This is a genomic window from Elusimicrobiota bacterium (assembly GCA_028718185.1).
In the GTDB taxonomy this organism is placed as follows: domain Bacteria; phylum Elusimicrobiota; class UBA8919; order UBA8919; family UBA8919; genus JAQUMH01.
The window spans coordinates 368926-388275 of the sequence record JAQUMH010000001.1 but is presented as its reverse complement, the minus strand read 5'-3'; the positions used below and the strand labels follow the sequence as shown (position 1 = coordinate 388275).

The window sequence follows — 19350 nt, the reverse complement described above, 5'->3', positions numbered from 1 at the left end:
GATGCTTCGGCAGATTTCGCCGAAGGAGGAGCAGGTGCCACCGACTTTAGTCGGTGGGCTCCACTGAATTAACAAAATATTGTAAAAAAATATATTCTAAATAGATATACTTTTAAAAGAAAAAGAGATGATAATAAAATTAAATGGAAAAGAAACCGATGTTAAAGATGCGATTTTGCTTAAGAGTCTTATTGCTGGCATAAATGTAGATCCGGAAACTATCGTAATTGAAGTCAATCGGCATATCTTAAAGTATGAAGATTGGGATAGAATAACTTTAAATCAAAACGATTGTGTTGAGATTTTGACATTTATGGGTGGAGGATAATTGTGGATGATATTTTTAAAATAGCCGGACATACTATCAATAACAGATTTTTGCTTGGCACCGGTAAGTTCTCGTCATATTCAATAATGAAAGAAGCTGTGGAAAGTTCAGAAGCACACATAATAACTGTTGCTTTAAGAAGAGTCGATATGAATTCAAAAGATGAAAACATAGTAGATTATATACCCAAAAATTGCATTATTATGACAAATACATCAGGTGCCAGAAATGCGGAAGAGGCAATTCGTATAGCTCGTCTTGCTAAAACAGTAGGATGCGGCAAATGGATAAAGATTGAAGTTATTTCGGATAATAAATATCTCTTGCCGGATAATGCAGAGACAATAAAAGCAACAGAAATTTTGGTAAAGGAAGGTTTCATAGTTATGCCATACATGAACCCAAATCTATCGGATGCAAGGCGTTTAGTAAATGCCGGTGCCGCATCTGTTATGCCTCTCGGCGCACCTATTGGAACGAATAAGGGCTTAAGGACAATGGAGATGATAAAAATACTTATTGATGAAATTGATTTACCTATTATCGTTGACGCAGGTCTTGGAAAACCTTCTCATGTCGCAGAAGCTATGGAGTTCGGGGCTGATGCGGTTTTGGTAAATACTGCCGTTGCTGTTGCTGATAATCCAGTAATGATGGCAAGAGCATTTTCTCTTGCCGTGCAAGCAGGAAGACAGGCATATCTTGCCGGGCAGGGTGCAGTCAAAGATGAAGCATCAGCATCTTCTCCTTTAACAGGATTTTTAAGATGAATTTTTACGAAATATATTCAGAATATAGAGATTATAATTTTGATAATTTATTTTCCCGTATTAACGAGAATGAAATATTTAAAATATTGGATAAACAAAAACTGGATATAACTGATTTCATTTCGTTATTGTCGCCCATAGCATACAATTTTATAGAAACAATGGCTAAGAAAGCCAATGAAATTACTTTAAAATATTTTGGGAAAGTTATACAGCTTTATACGCCGCTTTATCTAAGTAATTTTTGTGACAATGAATGTGTATATTGTGGTTTTAAACATACTAATAATATAAACAGGAAAATGCTTTCATTTGAAGAATTAGAAAAAGAAGCAAAAATAATTTTTGGGACAGGAATACGCCATATACTTATACTTACCGGTGAATCGAGAAAAAAAACACCGGTTTCTTATTTAAAAGAATGTGTATTGATTTTATCAAAATATTTTAGCTCAATTTCTGTTGAAGTATATCCTTTGGAAACAAATGAGTACAAAGAACTTGTTTCTACAGGTGTTGACGGAATTACCATTTATCAAGAGACTTACGATGAATCACTATATAAAAGCTATCATTTAAGAGGTAAAAAAACAGATTATCTTTATAGATTGTCTACACCAGAGCGTGCATGTGATGCAAGATTCCGTACGGTAAATATTGGTGCACTTTTAGGTCTTTCTGAGTTCAGGAAAGAAATGTTTTTTACCGGACTTCATGCTGTTTATCTGCAAAATAATTATCCCGACACTGAAATAAGTGTTTCATTTCCAAGAATACGTCCCCAAACAGGTGATTTCGTACCTGCATATACTATTTCTGACAGAGAACTTGTCCAGTTTATTATTGCTGTAAGATTGTTTTTACCGCGAGTTGGTATAAATATTTCTACAAGGGAATCTAAAATGTTAAGAAATAATCTTATCGGACTCGGTATTACTAAAATGTCAGCCGGATCAAACACTGCTGTCGGCGGTTACTCACAGAATCGGGAAAGCGAACGACAGTTCGATGTTGTGGATAGAAGCAGTGTTAAAGAAGTAAAAGATATGATTTGTTTAAAAGGTTACCAGCCCATTATGAAAGATTGGAATAATATTTGATAAGAATATTAGAGATTTAAGATATTTAAAATGAAACCATTGGGAAATTTTAATCATGGATTATATTGTATAATAACTGAAGAATGTTCTTTAGGAAGAAATGTCATTCAGGTCACCGAAGAATTAATTGAAGCAGGGGTTAAAATAATACAGTACCGGGAAAAATACAAATGTAATAAAGATAAGTATATTGATTGTAAAAAGATTAGAGATTTGACAAATAGAAGCGGTACGACTTTTATCGTTAATGATAACGTGGATATTGCTCTTGCCGTAGAAGCGGACGGAGTTCATATTGGACAAGATGATATTCCGATTGAAGTTGCACGTCGATTGGCACCAGGGAATTTTATTATAGGGGTTTCTACGCACTCATCGGTACAAGCACGCGATGCAGTAATGCGTGGAGCAGATTATATAGGTGTTGGCCCAATTTATTCCACCAAGACAAAAAAAGATGCATGCGATGCCGTTGGTTTAGAATATTTGGATTTTGTTGTGAATAATATAAATATACCTTTTGTTGCTATCGGAGGTATTAAGTTGCATAACCTTCCTTATGTTCTGCATCATGGCGCAAAATGTGTATCTATGGTAACTGAAATAATAGGTGCTCAAGATATACAAGGTAGAATAAAAGAAGCAATGAATATATTCAAACATAACTCAAAATCAAAAGTATACTGATAAAAATGTTCAAACGATTTCGTCATAGAAGAATAAATGAAAAGACACGCATTAAATATCGTGAAACTTTTCTTTATCCGTCAGATTTTATCTGGCCGGTTTTTCTTGTTAGAGGAAAAAATATTATACAAGAGATACCGACAATGAATGAAGTATTCAGATATTCAACTGATAAACTGGTTGAAGTTTTGAAGATTCTTGTTGATGAAGGTTTAAAGTCGGTTTTACTATTTGGGGTTCCTGAAAAGAAAGGTGTTGAACAGTCATATGCGCAAGATGGAATAGTTCAGTCGGCAATTCCCATTATAAAAAGAGCATTTCCTAAACTTGAAATAGTCACCGATGTGTGTTTGTGTTCGTATACTGCTAATGGTCATTGTCATATCGGTGATAATGATGAGACCTGTGAAATACTTGCAAAAATCGCATTAAGCCATTCAAAAGCAGGTGCAGATATTGTTGCACCTTCTGATATGATGGATGGAAGAGTTTATTTTATTAAGAAAGCATTGAAAATAAATAATTTATCTGATGTTAAAATAATGTCATATTCCGCCAAATATGCATCAAATTTTTATGGTCCTTTCCGTTCAGCTGCAGATTGTGCTCCTAAAATTGGTGACAGGAAAAGCTATCAAATGGATACTGCGAATGTCAATGAAGCAATGGATGAAATAAGGGCAGATATAGAAGAGGGTGCAGACCAAATAATAATTAAACCGGCTTTAGGTTACCTTGATGTTATTTCGAAAGCAAGCAATTTGTTTGCAATACCTATTGTGGCTTATAATGTTTCCGGAGAATATCAAATGATTAAGTGTGCAGTAGCTAGTAAATGTTGTAATTCTGATATTATAGAAGAAACATTAGTTTCTATGAAGCGTGCAGGGGCTGATAGAATTATTTCATATTTTACGCCGTATATTTTAAAGAGATTGAAAAAATGAAAGATTTAAAATCAAAAATTGCTTATCAAAAAGCAAGTAAATATATTCCCGGTGGAGTAAATAGTCCTGTCAGGGCTTTCCGTAATATTGGACGGAATCCATTATTTATAAAGCGGGCGTCAGGAGCACTAATAACCGATATAGATGATAATACATATATTGATTATTGCTTATCTTGGGGTGTTCACATTTTGGGTCACAAAAGTGAACAGATTAATAAAGCAGTAAGAAATGTCTTAAAAAATGGGACCTCTTACGGAGCCCCTACTTTGCTTGAAACTGAACTTGCAGAGAGAATTATTGGGGCAATTCCATCAATTAAAAAAATGCGTTTTGTAAATTCCGGGACAGAAGCTGTAATGAGTGCCGTACGTCTGGCACGGGCTTTCACCAAAAGAAATATTATTGTCAAGTTTGACGGTTGTTATCACGGTCATGCTGATTATCTGCTTGTTTCCGGTGGGTCCGGTTTGAGTGAGTTAAAGAAAAGTTCTTCCGCAGGCGTTCCTCAAGACTTTATTAAACAGACGATAAGCATACCTTTTAATAACCAACCGTTAGTTGAAAGTGTTTTTAATAAATATAAAGGTAAAATAGCGGCAGTCATAGTTGAGCCGGTGCCTGCTAATATGGGAGTCATATTACCGAACGATAACTTTTTACAATTTCTGAGAAAGATAACCAAAGCAAATGATACACTTTTAATATTTGATGAAGTTATTACAGGTTTTCGTTTAAAAATAGATGGAGCTCAGGGATATTTTGGTGTAATTCCGGATATTACTTGTCTTGGTAAAATCATTGGCGGAGGACTGCCTGTTGGTGCTTTTGGCGGAAGAATCGATATTATGGATCTTTTAGCACCGGATGGACCAGTATATCAGGCAGGGACGCTTTCCGGGAATCCATTGGCTATGAGTGCAGGTATCGCTGTTTTAAAAGAAATATCGAAAAAAGGATTTTATGAGAGATTAAATAGCATTGCAGATGATTTTACAAAAGAAGTGAGAAAGATGGGACTTAATATCAATGCAATAGGTTCTATGTTTTCAGTATTTTTTTCTAAAGGAAATATAAATAATTATAGTGACCTTAAAAAGTGTGATACAATAAAATTTGCCGGATTCTATAATAATTTGCTTAAAGAAGGAATATATTTGTCTCCTTCGCAGGGGGAAACAAATTTTATTTCAATTAAGCACAATCCAATAATTCTCCGGAAAACTCTTTGCAGCATAAGAAAATATAAATAATCATCTATAATTTTATATTAAATATGAAAAAATATTCTTAGATAAGAAACACATACTCGGAAAGCCGATTGTATAAAAACAAAAAATTAGAAATTATAAAAATCTTCTTGACAATTATTTTATATTTTGTATAGTTAATATATTCATTAACATGCATACTATAACACTAAAGGGAGGTTCAATAAAATGATCGATATTTATAATCTTCATGCGGAAATATGTAAAACATTAGCCAGTCCTGTAAGGCTAAAAATAATAAATACTTTAAGAGACAAAAAACTATCAGCAGGCGATTTGATAAAAAAGCTCAACATCAACAAAGTGAGTCTTTCTCAACACATGACGATACTTGTTCAGAAAGGAGTTGTGATTTCGGAGAGAGCCGGTAAAAAGGTATTCTATCAACTAAGGGATACGGAAATTATTAAAGCTTGTGATATTATGAGAAATGTACTTATTAAGTATCTTGAGCAAAATAAAAATATTCTTAAGAAAATAAAATAATGGAGGGATTTATGAAAATGGGAATTATATTGTATTCAAATGATTCGGAACTGGTCTGGAATGCTTTCAGATTTGCTAATCTGGCTGTTGAACAAAAAGATAAAGTCAGTATATTTCTTTTGGCAAAGGGAGTTGAATACGAATCCCTTTCCAATGAGAAGTATAATATCCTGAAACTGGCGCAGGATTTTATAAATAATAACGGTAAAATACTTGCCTGCGGTACTTGTCTAAAACAAAGACAGAAAGATGGCAGCCAGTTGTGCCCAATATCAACAATGAAAGACCTTTATAATATTATTAGGGATTCGGATAAAATAGTTTCATTTTGAATGGAGGTATTCATTTATGGGAAAAACAATACTCATATTAGGCGGCGGCTGGGGCGGATTATCTGTGGCTCACCGTTTGCGTGGTTATCTCGGCCAGGAACATCGTGTTGTTATAATTGAGAAAAATGACAAATTTTCCCTGGGTCCGTCAAACCTTTGGGTTATGACTGGGGACCGGCAATATCCCGGGGATGTAGAACGCTCTATGTCGAGATTATTGCGTAAAGATATAGAATGGTTGCATGCAGAAGTGACTGGTATAGAAACGGAGAATAAAAAAGTGCATACTTCAAAGGGGATAATAAGCGGTGATTATCTTGTGATATCGCTGGGTTCTGAATTATATACAGAAGAGGTTCCTGGTTTTTCCGAAAATGCATATAATCTCTATGATTTATCCAGTGTTGTGCGACTTCATGAAGCGATACAGCAGTTCACCGGAGGCAAAATTATTGTTTTTTGTTCATCTACTCCGTTTCGTTGCCCGCCTGCTCCTTATGAAGCCGCTCTGCTGATAGAATCATTGTTTCGAAATCGCGGTCTCAAAGACAAAATTGAAGTCCATATCTATACACCCGAAAAACAACCTATGCCGGTGGGAGGACCAAAAATCGGAGCAATGCTGAGACAGATGATTGAAAACCGTGGTATTATATATCATCCGGAACATAAAGTTATTCGTATTGACGGAACATTGCGGAAGATGTTTTTCCAGGACGGGATTGATGCAAAATATGACCTGCTGATAGGAGTTCCGCCGCATCGTGCTCCTCGGGTTGTTGTGGAAGCAGGACTCACGGATTCTACGGGTTATATACCGACCCATCCTCAAACTATGCGTGTGCTTTCCAATGTTGAAACCCTTGAAACAAAACTTCCCGGTATATATGTGCTTGGCGACATAGCTGCCATAACTCTTCTCAATTCTATGCTGTTACCAAAAGCCGGAGTTTTTGCTGAGGAACAGGCTTCTGCAATAGCAGGTAATATTGCTGCACTGATACGTGGTGAAGAATCAAATAAGGTTTTTGATGGGAAAGGAATTTGTTATATAGAAACTGGCGATGGCATGGCATCAACCGGTTCAGGGGAATTTTATGCTTATCCGGAACCGAGAATTCTGATTGAATCACCATCCAAGGAAGGACATAAAGCAAAGGAGGAGTTAGAAAAACTATTGACAACATGGTTTGCCTAACAAAACTAAGTATGAAAAGAATATATCTGGATTATAATGCCACAACACCAGTGCATCCATCGGTTGCCGGAGAAATGCAGAAATATATATATGAATATTTTGGCAACCCTTCAAGCGGGCATTGGTATGGCAGAAAAGCCCATGAGGGAGTTGAAAAAGCAAGGCGCCGAGTTTCTGTTTTACTTGGATGCAAGCCTGAAGAGATTGTTTTTACAAGCGGAGGAACGGAATCAAATAATTATGTAATCCGCGGCGTTGCGGAGACGTTCAGAAATAAAGGAAATCACATCATCACAAGTGCGATAGAACATCCGGCGATAATAAAGCCCTGTCAGTATCTGGAAAAGAAAGGATATGAAATAACATATCTACCGGTAGACCGATATGGAATGGTTAATCCTTATGATCTAAAAAAAGCAATCAGATCTTCAACGATTCTTATTACCATAATGCACGCAAATAACGAGACTGGAACGATTCAACCGATAAAAGAGATTTCTCGTATTGCACGAAGCAAAAAAATTCTGGTTCACACAGATGCCGCGCAAAGCGTAGGAAAGATACCTGCGAAAGTAAATGAATTAGGGGTTGACTTTCTTACTATTGCAGGACATAAACTATATGCTCCGAAAGGAGTGGGGGCTATATACATAAGACGAGGTATCCAGATTCAACCCCTGATTCTCGGTGCCGGCCACGAAAGTGGAAGAAGAGCGGGAACTGAAAATGTTATTGAAATTGTAGGACTGGGAAAAGCATGTGAATTATCGTCGCATAAAATGCCGGTCAATTCAAAAAGAATACAAGTGTTAAGAAATAAACTTTATAACGACCTGAAAATGAACGGCATCAAAATGAAACTTAACGGACATCCGGAAAAAAGACTGCCGAATATTTTGAATTTGAGTTTCGCCGGTATAGAAAACCAAATACTTCTTGAAAAAATGCCAGAGATAGCCGTGTCCACCGGTTCTGCATGCCACTCAAATTCAAAAATCCCTTCAAACATACTTACAGCAATGGGTGTGACTGATAAAGATGCATTTTCCGCTGTACGGTTCAGCCTCGGATTATTTACAACTGAAGAAGAAATAAACTATACGGTAAAAAAGATAATCAAAGTTATTAAGGAAATAAGGAACAGCGGGAAGAATAAAATTGTTCGACAAACTGTTTTCTAATCGAGTAAAAAGTTCTGATGAGATACATTAATTGAGTGCGGTCAGGAGGTGTAATCATGATGGGGACATGTTGGTATCAAGGGGGTTCACTGGTTATGATTGTATTTTGGATTTTAGTTATAGTTGGGATAATTTTTATTTCGAAGTGGTCGATTGATCGGGGAAAAGGAAAATCAGAGGGCGATTCGGCATTAGAAATCCTCAAAAAAAGATATGCTAAAGGAGAAATTAGCAAAACGGAATATGAGGAAAAAAAGAAGGATATACTTTAAAATTTAAGACATTAGAACAGATGGTAGTGTCAGTCCGATTGGCATTTGAAAGCTCAAAAGTTATCAGTTATATTATGAAACAAGAAAAACCTATAATAGAAAATAAATACTATAAAGAACCTTCTGTCTTTTTACCCGATAACCTTCTCAAACAATCCATACGGCAGAAGTCGTTAATTCCAAAAAAAGTTCCGGCGGTCTGTGTACTTGACCCGGACGGGGATATAGCGGAGTATTTATTAAGAAAAGGTCAGGCAAAAAAAAATATCTTTTGGCCGTGTTATCATACGGATATGTATGTTTTCAAAAACAAAGACAGAGAAATAGGAATTGTACCCGGGGCTGTCGGATCTTCGTTTGCAGTACTTGTAGCCGAAGAACTGTTTAGCATGGGTTGTAAATTGCTTATCAGCATAACTTCCGCTGGTCAGATATATCCTGTAATGCCGCCGCCTTATTTTGTTCTCATAGAAAAGGCAATAAGAGACGAAGGGACGAGCTATCATTATCTTCCGCCTTCAAAATTTGCATATATGGATAAAACATTACTCAAATTATTCTCCGGCATTATTAAAGACAAAACTATTCCCTTGAAAAGAGGCGTTACATGGACAACTGACGCTCCCTTTCGGGAAACGGCGTCATGTATTAAACAATTTAAATTACAAAAAATTCTTGCAGTGGAAATGGAAGCAGCTGCATTATATGCTTTCTCAAAAGTCAAGAAGAAACCTCTTATCTGTTTTGCGTATGTTACAAATCAGATGGGAAAAAAGACAAAGGATTTTGAAAAAGGCGAACACAACGGAAGTGAATTGGCAATTCATCTTATTAATTCTGTCGCTGGTATATGGGATTCCGTTATTACTGAGAGATAAAAATGGAAGATTTTAAACAAATTGATGGGGCAAGAAAATTATTAAGGCTGGATGAAGAAGCAAGTATGGAAGAAATCAAAGGAGCATTCCGTAGTTTAAGTTTAAAATACCATCCCGACAGATGTAAAGAGAAAGATAAAAAACGTTGTGAAGAAATGTTTAAAAAGATAAGCCATGCAAAGGATGTTATTTTTAGTTACTGCGCAAGTTACAGGTATTCGTTTAAAGAAAAAGATATAAAGAAAAATACTGTGGATAAGGAATTATGTGAACATCTGGAAAAATTCTATGATGGCTGGTATGGGGATTTAGATTTATGAGCAACATTTTTGACAAATACCGGAAAGAATATGATGACTGGTATGACAAACATAAATTTGAATATTTATCGGAGATTGAAGCGATAAGGAAAGTTTTGCCTAAAAAAGGGAAAGGCATTGAGATTGGCGTTGGTACGGGAAGGTTCGCTGCACCACTTGGAATAAAATATGGGGTTGAACCGTCAGAGAAAATGTTAGAGTTTGCAGAAAAAAGAGGGATAAGAGTTTATAAAGGGGTTGCCGAAGAATTGCCGTTCCCGGATAAAACATTCAACTACGTTTTATTTGTAACAACACTATGTTTTGTTAATGACCCACGAAAAGCAATAAAAGAAGCAAATAGAGTGTTGCATAAAAATGGTTCTATAATTATAGGTATGATTGACAAAAATTCGACATTAGGCAAGAAATACCTACAAGAAAAGAAAAACAACAGATTTCAGAGGCATGCAAGATTTTATTCAGTATCTCAAATACTCAGAATGTTAGAAGAAACAGAATTAAAAATATCCAAAATAATTCAGACAATTTTTGAAGCCGATTGTAATAGAATCCAAAAATTCAGAAAAGGTAGCGGAGATGGTCTTTTTGTAGTAATTAAAACGATAAAGCAGTAGAAGGTTTTTTTAATTTTTTACTATTACCGGTTTATCATTCCTGAATGTGAAATGTCAATAATAATTAAAGTTTAATCTACCTCACTTGGTTCAACTAAAAAATCTAATCCGCTCTATCAAAAAAAATCTTTGTGGCTGCTGTTGAAAAAAATCAGCTAATATTATAGAATGTAATAATACAATGAAAAAAATTAACAAATCTGAAATAAATTTACTGCTGGACTTGCCGTTACCGGAACTGATTTCTCGCGCTAATGAAGTGCGGAAGAGAGGGGTAGGTAATAATCTGGAATTATGCAGTATAATGAATGCTAAGTCGGGACTTTGCAGTGAGGATTGTAAATTCTGCGCTCAATCCGCTCATCACTCAACAGATATATCAGTTTATCCCCTGAAAAATAAAAAAGAAATGCTTGTAGCAGCGCAACAGGCGAAAGATATTGGGGCGGGAAGATTTGATATTGTTTCAAGCGGGAATACTTTATCTAATGATGAAGTAAGTATTATTGCAGAAGCAATTGTAGAAATAAGGAAAAAAATTGGTATAGATATGTGTGCTTCTTTGGGAAAATTGAACGAAGAAAATTTATTATTATTAAAAAATGCAGGTCTTTCCAGATATCACCACAATATTGAAACCTCGCGAAACTATTTTCCAAATATTGTTTCAACGCATAGTTTTCAGGATAGAATTGATACTATTAAGACAGCAAAAAAAGTCGGGCTTCAGGTCTGTAGCGGAGGAATAATTGGGATAGGAGAAACATGGTCAGATAGAATTGATATGGTCCTTACATTAAAAGAGTTAAATGTGGATTCGGTGCCGATAAATGTACTTGTTCCGATAAAAGGAACAAATATGGAATCGCAGAAGTCGCTTTCTTGTGTAGATGCAATAAAAACTATAGCAATTTTCAGGATTGTTTTGCAAGACAAAATAATAAAAATAGCTGCAGGCAGAGAGTCGGTTTTAAAAGATTTTCAGGCAATGGCTTTTATGGCTGGGGCAAACGGTATGCTTATCGGAGGATATTTAACGATAAAGGGCAGAAATGTTAAAGACGACCGGCAGTTGGTTGAGGAAATAAAAAAAGTGTGGTGTGAATAAAATTAGAAATTAAAAATATGAATGAAATAGAAGACTTTTTAGAAAAGAGAAAAGAACAAGGGTTGTTGAGAGAACTTCATCCCATAACCCGTAAAAAAAATGGCCATATATGGTTTAACACAGAAGAATACATTGATTTTTCTTCAAATGACTATCTTGGTTTAGCAGGACATCCGAATCTTATAAATAAATCTAAAGAAGCTTTAGATAAATATGGAACAGGGTCTTCCGCTTCACGACTTCTAAGTGGGGATATGGAAATATATCATATATTGGAAGATAAAGTGGCAAAATTTAAAAATAAAGAGGCCGCACTAATTTTTAATTCCGGGTATCAGGCAAATATCGGGATAATAAGCTCTCTTTTCGTAAAAGGCGATGTTATTTTTTCGGATAGATTAAATCATGCAAGTATTGTAGATGGTATACTTCTATCCGGGGCTAAGTTCTTCCGTTTTCAACACAATGACTTAAATCATCTGGAGCATCTTTTAACAAAAGAAAGACAAAAATATAATAAAGCTTTAATTGTAACTGAAACAATATTCAGTATGGATGGGGATAAACCTGATTTAAAAGGACTTGTTGAATTGAAAAATAGATACAATTGTCAGATTATGGTGGATGAAGCTCATGCAACGGGAATATACGGCAAAAACGGTTCAGGTATAGCGGAAGAAGAAGAGTTATCTGATAAAATAGATATTGTAATGGGAACGTTTAGCAAAGCACTTGGGAGTTTCGGTGCATACATAGCTACTTCAAAGAAGACAGTTGAGTATTTGATAAACACCTGCAGAAGTTTTATTTATTCCACGGCGTTACCTCCTCAAATTATTGCTTGTAATTTAGCAAGTATTGACTTAATAAAAGGAGAACCTTTTCGCAGAGAAGAACTCTTGGAAAATGCAAAATATTTTTATAATGAATTGAAAAGTAAAAAATTTGAAATAAGAGGAAATTCCCATATTGTTCCTGTAATTATTGGCGACAATACAAAAACAGTGGAATTTGCAAAACGTCTCCAGAAAAAAGGTTACTGGGTTTTACCGATAAGACCGCCAACTGTTCCAACCGGAGAATCCCGTTTAAGATTTTCATTAACTTTTTATCATAACAAAGAAGTTTTACAAAAATTGACAAATGATATTACAGAAATCAGAATTCAGATTAATTGATAGGGGTTATAAAGAAAGCATTGTCTTGATACCCGGTTGGGCTTTCGATTACAGGATTTTCAATTCCCTGAACCTGGATTTCAATTATATCGTTCCTGTAAAGTTTTCACCTTATGGTTTTATAGATGATATCTCAGATTTTTTAATTAGCAATAAATTGAGTAGGGTATCTATCTTCGGTTGGTCAATGGGTGCTTTTATCGCAGCAGGTTTTGCATCAAAGTATCCTGAGAAAGTTCAGGAAATTATCTTTGTAAGTGCAAAAGAAAGATATGAAAAAGAAAGCATAGCAAGAATAAAGAATTATATTAAAAAAAACAAAAACGGATATCTTTATAAATTTTACATAGAATGTTTTTCAAAGAAAGAAGAAAAGATGTTTGATTGGTTCAGGAAGAATCTTTTAAAAAGTTATTATGAAAACATGGAGCTGAATTTATTGCTTGAAGGACTTGATTACCTGTTAGTTGCAAGAATAGATTATGAAACATTAAAGGATCTGAAAATAAAATTCATTCATGGTAACGAGGACAGAATTGTACCTGTGGAGGAAGTATTGAAAATTAAAAATAGTTTGCCTGATGCCGAATATGAAATTATAGAATGTGCGGGGCATCTTCCATGGATATTAGATGTCATTCCCACCCCTGCATGTCATTATAACGAAAGCTGTAATCTATTAAAATGAACAAAAATAAAATAATAGAGAATTTCTCAAGATATGCAACCGTTTACGACGAATATGCTAATGTTCAGCAGATGGCAGCAGGTATACTTATAAAAGAATTGTTGTCGGAGAAGGGAAGAGCAGAATATATTCTGGAAGTGGGTTGTGGTACTGGCAATTACACAACTATTTTAAAACAAGAATATAAGAATGCGAACATAAAAGCAATAGATATATCAGAGAAGATGATTGAAGTCGCAAGACAGAAATTGAAGGATAGCGAAATAGGTTTTATTGTTGATGATGCAGAAACTATAGACCTAAATAATCATAAATTCAATATTATTACTTCAAATGCAGCTTTTCAATGGTTTGAAAATATAGAAGATACGATAGTAAAATATAGTAATTCGCTTGCGGAACGAGGTGTCATTTCGTTTTCTATTTTCGGTCCTTTGACTTTTAAGGAATTGAATATGTCCATAAGAGAAACATTAAGTAATGATATTCAAATCAATTCTAAGAACTTTTTGGAAAAAGAAAAAATAGAGGCAATTTTAAAAAGATATTTTATGAAAGTTAGTATTAAAGAAGTTATAATAATAGAAAAATATCATTCACTAATGGATTTTCTGAATAAAATAAGATATACGGGAACACGAGGGAATGGTATAAATGGTGAGTTCAGATTAACACAGGAAGTTTTAAAGAAAATAGAACAGAAATATAGATCAATCTTTGGGCAAATTATCGCTACATATCAAATATATTTTTGTAATGGAATAAAATGAGCGTGATTTTTGTTACCGGAACAGATACTGGTGTAGGTAAAACAATGATTACCGGTTTACTGTATCAGTACATTACAAAAAAAGGGTATAGTGTAATAACACAAAAATGGGTTCAGACAGGTACAAAAACTCTCCTTGAAAGCGATGTTGCGCATCACTATTTTCACTCTACTGATGTTAATTTCCATTCATATTCACTTCCATATTGTTTTAGATTCCCAGGTTCACCACATTTAGCGGCAAAACTTGAAGGCAGAAGAATAAATATAAAAAAAATAATTGAAAGTTTTAATAAATTATGCAGAAAATATGATTTTTTAATTGTTGAGGGGACCGGTGGGATAATGGTTCCGTTTAATGGAAAGTATTTAAGTATTGATTTGGTTAAGAAACTTAATTTATCGGTAATAATTGTTGTAGGGAATAAACTGGGCTGCATAAATCACACACTTTTAACAATTGATTCATTAAAGAGAAGGAACATAAGAATTATCGGACTTATTTTTAATAATATTTTTCAAAAACAGAAAAAAACCATTTTAAAAGATAATCCTGATATTATAGAAAAAATCTCCGGAATTAAAGTTCTCGGAATAATGAAGAAAGAAAGATCAAAAAATAAATTAATAAATAATTTTAGGAAAATAGGGAAGAAAATATTACATGGATAAATTATTGGAAAAAGATAAAAAATATATATGGCATCCGTATACTCAGATGAAGGACCATGATGTAAATCCTCCTATTGTTATTGAAAGAGCGAAAGGAATTAAATTATATGGGACAAACGGGAAAATGTATTATGATACTATTTCTTCATGGTGGTGCAATATCCATGGACACAATCACCCAAAAATCAAAGCTGCTATTAAAAAACAGATTGATAAACTTGACCATGTTTTGTTCGCAGGGTTTACACATAAACCGGCAATATTGCTGTCGGAAAAACTTATTTCTCTTGTTTCCGATACAGACCTTAGGAAAGTATTTTACTCAGATAATGGTTCTACTTCAGTTGAGGTAGCATTGAAGATGTCGCTACAGTACTGGAAAAATACCGGACAAAAACAAAAGAAGAAATTTGTTCATCTTGGGAATAGTTATCATGGAGATACTGTTGGTGCTATGAGTGTAAGTGATGTTTCGTTGTTCAATGAAAATTTCTCGGATATTATGTTTGATTCATATAAAGTTCCTTCGCCATATTGTTACAGGTGTCATGTGAAAAAGGGAATAAATGAATGTAAAATCGACTGCATAGTGCAATTAGAGAAATTATTAAAAGATAAGCATAATGAGATTTCTGCTTTTATTATTGAGCCATTAGTACAGGCAGCCGGCGGTATGATTATTTATCCGAAGGAATATATTATAAAGGCATATAAATTATGTAAAAAATATAAAATTCATCTTATTCTTGATGAAGTTGCAACTGGATTTGGTAGGACAGGAAAGATGTTTGCTTACCAATATACGGAGATAAAACCTGATTTTCTGTGTATTTCAAAAGGTATAACTTCCGGATATTTACCGCTTGGAGTTACAATTACGACCGATGAAATATATTCTGGATTTTATGATTATTATGAGAAAAAGAAAACATTTTATCATGGACATACATACACAGCAAATCCAATATCTTGTGCCACAGCTTTGGCATCCCTTGAAATATTTGAAGAAGAAAATACGTTATTCAGAATTAAAAATCTAATTCCGATTTTCCATAGAAGAATGGAAGAATTCAGGCTGCTTGCTTTTGTCGGAGATGTGCGATATATCGGTATGATTGGCGCGATAGAATTAGTTAAAGATAAGAAGACAAAAATACCGTTTGCTTTTGAAGAGAGAATAGGAATGAAAATTTATAAAGAAGGAATTAAAAAAGGAATTATTTTGCGTCCTCTTGGTAACGTTATATATCTTTATTTACCATTATCTATAAAAAGATATGAAATGACTATTATTCTAGATAAAATGTTTGATGTAATAAAAAACATTAAGTAAATTATTGCTTTTTTGATGATTCAAAATACATAAGGAGGTTTAATATGAATGAAAAACATGGAGTAGGGGAAATCCTTTTTCGTTTGGAGAAAAAAACTGTGGGTATTCTTGGGACATTGGATAAAGATTCAAAATATGTAAGATTAAGAGTTATGTATTATGGGGTGGATAGCAAGTTTAATTGTTATCTTATGTCCATGAAAGATAGCCCAAAGATAGAACAGATTCTATCTTCTTCAAATGTATCATTTCTTGTATTTGGGTTAGAAGACCCATATGATAATTCATGGGAAGTTGAAATTGATGGGGAGGCTGCACTTCTGAGACAAACAGAAGAAATAAATCATGCTATAGAACGGCTAAAAGAGCGTAATCCATTCGCTGATGTAGCTTCAGAGTCAGGTATTACCGGACAATTTGATTTAATAAAACTTATTCCTAAAATTGTCAGATTCAGACTTTATGGTGAAGCTTTGAAAGGAATATCTCCTACGGTTTTAGAATTATAAGACCGTTGAAAAAGTCATCAACAAACTTATTATATAAGGAAAAAATGCAACAAATAAAAAATCTTTTGAAATGCTGGGAATATTATAAATGTAGTAAGAAAGAATGTTCAGCTTACCAATCAAGTGACTTGCGTTGTTGGTTACAATGTGGGACGCATTGTCACAACGAAATTCAAGAGACTTGGTTAGAAAAAATGGAAGCTTGTATCAAATGCAAGGTATTCATAACAAATTTCCAAGAGAAAGATTCAATAGAAACGCTTTCTCTGATAGGAATCCAATTTAAAGAATATAAACAAAAAGTACTTGAAAGAACAGAACAACTTGAGGAAACAAATAAGCGAATGACAGAGTTTAAACTTACCAGTGTATATATGTTAAAAGAATTAGATAAAAAAAGTGAAGAATTGATGTTGTCTAAAAATTATATAGAGGAAGCAAAAAGTGATTTAGAAAAGAAAGTGGATGAGAGGACCCATGAAATCCGCAGTATGCAGACACAACTGATTCAATCTGCTAAGATGGCGAGTATAGGACAGTTCTCTGCTGGTATCGCCCATGAAATTAATAATCCATTAGGTGCTATTATAAATTATGTTCGTGCCACATTAGCAAATCCGGAAATCAAAGGACAAAATAAAGGATATATAGAATTAACATTAAAAGGATTATTTAGAATTGAAAACATTGTTAAACAGATTCTGAATTATTCGGGACATCAAAAATGCGAACTTGGGTCTGTTAATATTAACCAAGTGATTAAAGATACGATACCTTTTGTGCAACATAAATTATTAGACCAAAAAATCGAGCTCGTATTAAATTTAAACAACACATTACCGGACATTTTAGCTGATTCACATCAGTTACAACAGGTATTTATTAATATAATAAACAATGCAATTGATGCTCTTCATATTGATGGAATTTTGAAAATAGAAACAGATTCTAATGGAAAAGAAACAGAAATAAAATTTATTGATAATGGGAAAGGGATTAAAGAGGAAAAATTGGATAAGATATTTGATCCATTTTATACGGATAAGGAAGTTGGTAAAGGTACTGGTCTGGGGCTTTTTGTTAGTTACAATATCATTCAAATTCACGGAGGAACAATAAAAATAAAAAGTGAGGAAGGAAAAGGAACAACAGTTACTATTGCTTTTCCTATAAAAACCGATGATTAAGAAAAAGATTTTAATTATTGAAGATGATGATTTAATGTTGGGTATGATTAGAGATTTGTTAGTTAAAGAAGGTTATGAAGTTTCAGTTGCTACTGATGGATTTAGTGGTTACGAAGAATTTCAGAAATCAAGTTTTGACTTGGTATTATTAGATATAAAACTACCAAAAATGGATGGGATTACCTTATTAAAAAAAATAAAAGAATTTTCATCTGAAACAATGGCGATTATAATGACCGGTTACGGAACAGTTGAGACAGCAGTAGAGGCAATGAAGGTTGGTGCATATGATTATATTACAAAACCTTTTCTTTCTGAAGAATTAGTTTTACTTATAAATAAAGCCCTCGAATTTCAAAGTATTAAACAGGAAAATGTACTTCTTCATAAAGAGTTAAATCATCGTTACCAATTATGTAGCATTATCGGTAAAAGTAAATCAATGCAGAAAATTTATGATTTAATTGAAACGGTTGCTCCCAGTAATGCTACAGTTCTGATCCAAGGTGAAAGCGGAACAGGTAAAGAATTGGTGGCAGAAGCAATTCATCATCTAAGCCAACGGAAGGATAAACCGTTAATAAAAGTTAATTGTGCTGCTTTACCGGAAACTCTTTTAGAGAGTGAGTTATTTGGTCATGAAAAAGGAGCTTTCACCGATGCTATAAATAAAAGAATAGGTCGTTTTGAATTAGCACACGAAGGAACATTATTCCTGGATGATATTGATAATATGAATCCTGCAATTCAGATAAAACTTCTTCGTATTCTTCAGGAAAAGGAATTTGAAAGAGTAGGTGGAACCAAAACCATTAAAGTTGATGTGCGTATTATTGCTGCCAGTAGACCCAATCTGCAGGAAACGATATCAAAAGGAACATTTCGTGAAGACCTCTATTATCGGTTGAATGTTATTCCTGTTTTTCTTCCTCCTTTAAGAGAACGAAAAGAAGATATTCCTCTCCTGGTAAAACATTTTCTTGATAGATACAATCGTGAAACAGATAAAAACATTAAGATTTCGCCTAATGCATTGCAACTAATGTTGCATTATGAGTGGCCGGGAAATATTCGAGAGTTGCAACATTTAATAGAACGATTAATCACTATTTTCATAAAAGATGAAATTTTGCCTGCAGATTTACCACCTGTTTTTAATGAAAAGAAAAAATGGACAGCAACTACATTGCAGAAAGCCTTACAAGAAACAGAAAAAGAACATATTGTTAAGGTTTTAGAGTTCACTGGCTGGCAGAAAGAAAAAGCAGCTGATATATTAGGTATAAATCGGAAAACTCTTTGGCAGAAAATTAAGGAATACGGTATTAAATAGCGTTACTTTTCCATAAAACGTTACTTTTAAGTAACATTTGAATCTTGTCGTCATAGACTAGGCGATTATCTTTATTTAAATCCTCTTGCAGTTACTTTTTAACAACAAAACTTAATTAAGAAAAAAAGTTATTTATTTAGTAAAAAACATTATCTTTCGTCGGTAATGTTTTTTTTGCTAATAATT

At 33.9% G+C, this 19350-nt stretch carries 23 protein-coding genes; all 23 read left to right on the top strand.

Going from position 1 to position 19350, the window contains the following annotated elements:
• Positions 1 to 127 precede the first annotated feature (127 nt).
• The 23 genes from thiS (at position 128) to PHE88_01810 (ending at position 19164) form a co-directional block, all read left to right on the top strand.
• Positions 128 to 328, top strand: a complete 201-nt coding sequence (thiS, locus tag PHE88_01920) for a sulfur carrier protein ThiS (GenBank protein MDD5686574.1) — start codon at positions 128 to 130, stop codon at positions 326 to 328.
• A gap of 2 nt (positions 329 to 330) precedes the next feature.
• Positions 331 to 1098, top strand: coding sequence for a thiazole synthase (locus PHE88_01915; GenBank protein MDD5686573.1), 768 nt, complete (start codon positions 331 to 333; stop codon positions 1096 to 1098).
• Positions 1095 to 2198: a 2-iminoacetate synthase ThiH gene (gene thiH / locus PHE88_01910; protein MDD5686572.1), complete on the top strand. Its 1104-nt coding sequence runs from the start codon at positions 1095 to 1097 to the stop codon at positions 2196 to 2198. The genes PHE88_01915 and thiH overlap by 4 nt, the downstream gene beginning before the upstream one ends.
• 30 nt (positions 2199 to 2228) lie before the next feature.
• Positions 2229 to 2885, top strand: a complete 657-nt coding sequence (thiE, locus tag PHE88_01905; GenBank protein MDD5686571.1) for a thiamine phosphate synthase — start codon at positions 2229 to 2231, stop codon at positions 2883 to 2885.
• A 5-nt stretch (positions 2886 to 2890) separates the two neighbouring features.
• Entirely contained in the window at positions 2891 to 3832 is a 942-nt protein-coding gene (gene hemB / locus PHE88_01900) for a porphobilinogen synthase (protein ID MDD5686570.1), read from the top strand.
• The gene (gene hemL, locus PHE88_01895) at positions 3829 to 5085 is read left to right on the top strand and encodes a glutamate-1-semialdehyde 2,1-aminomutase (GenBank protein MDD5686569.1); all 1257 of its coding nucleotides are present in this window, start codon (positions 3829 to 3831) and stop codon (positions 5083 to 5085) included. Before hemB ends, hemL begins: the two co-directional genes overlap by 4 nt.
• Positions 5086 to 5271: 186 nt before the next feature.
• Complete coding sequence (locus PHE88_01890) at positions 5272 to 5589, top strand: metalloregulator ArsR/SmtB family transcription factor (GenBank protein MDD5686568.1); 318 nt, start codon at positions 5272 to 5274, stop codon at positions 5587 to 5589.
• 11 nt (positions 5590 to 5600) lie between these two features.
• A complete protein-coding gene (locus PHE88_01885; GenBank protein ID MDD5686567.1) occupies positions 5601 to 5921 on the top strand; it encodes a DsrE family protein in 321 nt (106 codons plus the stop codon).
• Between the two features lie 16 nt (positions 5922 to 5937).
• On the top strand, positions 5938 to 7119 hold the full coding sequence (locus PHE88_01880) for an FAD/NAD(P)-binding oxidoreductase (protein ID MDD5686566.1): 1182 nt from the start codon (positions 5938 to 5940) through the stop codon (positions 7117 to 7119).
• A gap of 11 nt (positions 7120 to 7130) precedes the next feature.
• Positions 7131 to 8300, top strand: coding sequence for a cysteine desulfurase family protein (locus tag PHE88_01875; protein MDD5686565.1), 1170 nt, complete (start codon positions 7131 to 7133; stop codon positions 8298 to 8300).
• Positions 8301 to 8395: 95 nt separating this feature from the next.
• Positions 8396 to 8572 (top strand): SHOCT domain-containing protein, encoded by a 177-nt coding sequence (locus tag PHE88_01870; protein MDD5686564.1) that lies wholly within the window; start codon positions 8396 to 8398, stop codon positions 8570 to 8572.
• A gap of 74 nt (positions 8573 to 8646) precedes the next feature.
• Positions 8647 to 9450 carry a nucleoside phosphorylase gene (locus PHE88_01865; protein MDD5686563.1) on the top strand — a complete coding sequence of 268 codons (804 nt, stop codon included), beginning with the start codon at positions 8647 to 8649 and terminating at the stop codon, positions 9448 to 9450.
• A gap of 2 nt (positions 9451 to 9452) precedes the next feature.
• Positions 9453 to 9770, top strand: coding sequence for a DnaJ domain-containing protein (locus PHE88_01860; GenBank protein MDD5686562.1), 318 nt, complete (start codon positions 9453 to 9455; stop codon positions 9768 to 9770).
• Entirely contained in the window at positions 9767 to 10387 is a 621-nt protein-coding gene (locus PHE88_01855) for a class I SAM-dependent methyltransferase (protein ID MDD5686561.1), read from the top strand. Before PHE88_01860 ends, PHE88_01855 begins: the two co-directional genes overlap by 4 nt.
• Before the next feature lie 181 nt (positions 10388 to 10568).
• Positions 10569 to 11495 carry a biotin synthase BioB gene (gene bioB / locus PHE88_01850; protein ID MDD5686560.1) on the top strand — a complete coding sequence of 309 codons (927 nt, stop codon included), beginning with the start codon at positions 10569 to 10571 and terminating at the stop codon, positions 11493 to 11495.
• Positions 11496 to 11512: 17 nt separating this feature from the next.
• The gene (gene bioF / locus PHE88_01845) at positions 11513 to 12673 is read left to right on the top strand and encodes an 8-amino-7-oxononanoate synthase (GenBank protein ID MDD5686559.1); all 1161 of its coding nucleotides are present in this window, start codon (positions 11513 to 11515) and stop codon (positions 12671 to 12673) included.
• Positions 12639 to 13361 (top strand): alpha/beta hydrolase, encoded by a 723-nt coding sequence (locus PHE88_01840; protein MDD5686558.1) that lies wholly within the window; start codon positions 12639 to 12641, stop codon positions 13359 to 13361. Before bioF ends, PHE88_01840 begins: the two co-directional genes overlap by 35 nt.
• Positions 13358 to 14131, top strand: a complete 774-nt coding sequence (locus PHE88_01835) for a methyltransferase domain-containing protein (GenBank protein ID MDD5686557.1) — start codon at positions 13358 to 13360, stop codon at positions 14129 to 14131. The genes PHE88_01840 and PHE88_01835 overlap by 4 nt, the downstream gene beginning before the upstream one ends.
• Positions 14128 to 14802, top strand: a complete 675-nt coding sequence (gene bioD / locus PHE88_01830) for a dethiobiotin synthase (protein ID MDD5686556.1) — start codon at positions 14128 to 14130, stop codon at positions 14800 to 14802. The genes PHE88_01835 and bioD overlap by 4 nt, the downstream gene beginning before the upstream one ends.
• Positions 14795 to 16135 (top strand): adenosylmethionine--8-amino-7-oxononanoate transaminase, encoded by a 1341-nt coding sequence (gene bioA, locus PHE88_01825; protein ID MDD5686555.1) that lies wholly within the window; start codon positions 14795 to 14797, stop codon positions 16133 to 16135. The genes bioD and bioA overlap by 8 nt, the downstream gene beginning before the upstream one ends.
• A gap of 44 nt (positions 16136 to 16179) precedes the next feature.
• The gene (locus PHE88_01820) at positions 16180 to 16644 is read left to right on the top strand and encodes a pyridoxamine 5'-phosphate oxidase family protein (protein ID MDD5686554.1); all 465 of its coding nucleotides are present in this window, start codon (positions 16180 to 16182) and stop codon (positions 16642 to 16644) included.
• A gap of 44 nt (positions 16645 to 16688) precedes the next feature.
• The gene (locus PHE88_01815) at positions 16689 to 17831 is read left to right on the top strand and encodes an ATP-binding protein (protein ID MDD5686553.1); all 1143 of its coding nucleotides are present in this window, start codon (positions 16689 to 16691) and stop codon (positions 17829 to 17831) included.
• Entirely contained in the window at positions 17824 to 19164 is a 1341-nt protein-coding gene (locus tag PHE88_01810) for a sigma-54 dependent transcriptional regulator (GenBank protein ID MDD5686552.1), read from the top strand. Before PHE88_01815 ends, PHE88_01810 begins: the two co-directional genes overlap by 8 nt.
• Positions 19165 to 19350 lie beyond the last annotated feature (186 nt).

Excerpts from the sequence above, each read along its gene's own strand:
- thiS (MDD5686574.1), top strand. The coding sequence starts at position 128 with ATGATAATAAAATTAAATGGAAAAGAAACCGATGTTAAAGATGCGATT.
- thiH (MDD5686572.1), top strand. The coding sequence starts at position 1,095 with ATGAATTTTTACGAAATATATTCAGAATATAGAGATTATAATTTTGAT.
- thiE (MDD5686571.1), top strand. The coding sequence starts at position 2,229 with ATGAAACCATTGGGAAATTTTAATCATGGATTATATTGTATAATAACT.
- hemB (MDD5686570.1), top strand. The coding sequence starts at position 2,891 with ATGTTCAAACGATTTCGTCATAGAAGAATAAATGAAAAGACACGCATT.
- hemL (MDD5686569.1), top strand. The coding sequence starts at position 3,829 with ATGAAAGATTTAAAATCAAAAATTGCTTATCAAAAAGCAAGTAAATAT.
- PHE88_01890 (MDD5686568.1), top strand. The coding sequence starts at position 5,272 with ATGATCGATATTTATAATCTTCATGCGGAAATATGTAAAACATTAGCC.
- PHE88_01885 (MDD5686567.1), top strand. The coding sequence starts at position 5,601 with ATGAAAATGGGAATTATATTGTATTCAAATGATTCGGAACTGGTCTGG.
- PHE88_01880 (MDD5686566.1), top strand. The coding sequence starts at position 5,938 with ATGGGAAAAACAATACTCATATTAGGCGGCGGCTGGGGCGGATTATCT.
- PHE88_01875 (MDD5686565.1), top strand. The coding sequence starts at position 7,131 with ATGAAAAGAATATATCTGGATTATAATGCCACAACACCAGTGCATCCA.
- PHE88_01870 (MDD5686564.1), top strand. The coding sequence starts at position 8,396 with ATGATTGTATTTTGGATTTTAGTTATAGTTGGGATAATTTTTATTTCG.
- PHE88_01865 (MDD5686563.1), top strand. The coding sequence starts at position 8,647 with ATGAAACAAGAAAAACCTATAATAGAAAATAAATACTATAAAGAACCT.
- PHE88_01860 (MDD5686562.1), top strand. The coding sequence starts at position 9,453 with ATGGAAGATTTTAAACAAATTGATGGGGCAAGAAAATTATTAAGGCTG.
- PHE88_01855 (MDD5686561.1), top strand. The coding sequence starts at position 9,767 with ATGAGCAACATTTTTGACAAATACCGGAAAGAATATGATGACTGGTAT.
- bioB (MDD5686560.1), top strand. The coding sequence starts at position 10,569 with ATGAAAAAAATTAACAAATCTGAAATAAATTTACTGCTGGACTTGCCG.
- bioF (MDD5686559.1), top strand. The coding sequence starts at position 11,513 with ATGAATGAAATAGAAGACTTTTTAGAAAAGAGAAAAGAACAAGGGTTG.
- PHE88_01840 (MDD5686558.1), top strand. The coding sequence starts at position 12,639 with ATGATATTACAGAAATCAGAATTCAGATTAATTGATAGGGGTTATAAA.
- PHE88_01835 (MDD5686557.1), top strand. The coding sequence starts at position 13,358 with ATGAACAAAAATAAAATAATAGAGAATTTCTCAAGATATGCAACCGTT.
- bioD (MDD5686556.1), top strand. The coding sequence starts at position 14,128 with ATGAGCGTGATTTTTGTTACCGGAACAGATACTGGTGTAGGTAAAACA.
- bioA (MDD5686555.1), top strand. The coding sequence starts at position 14,795 with ATGGATAAATTATTGGAAAAAGATAAAAAATATATATGGCATCCGTAT.
- PHE88_01820 (MDD5686554.1), top strand. The coding sequence starts at position 16,180 with ATGAATGAAAAACATGGAGTAGGGGAAATCCTTTTTCGTTTGGAGAAA.
- PHE88_01815 (MDD5686553.1), top strand. The coding sequence starts at position 16,689 with ATGCAACAAATAAAAAATCTTTTGAAATGCTGGGAATATTATAAATGT.
- PHE88_01810 (MDD5686552.1), top strand. The coding sequence starts at position 17,824 with ATGATTAAGAAAAAGATTTTAATTATTGAAGATGATGATTTAATGTTG.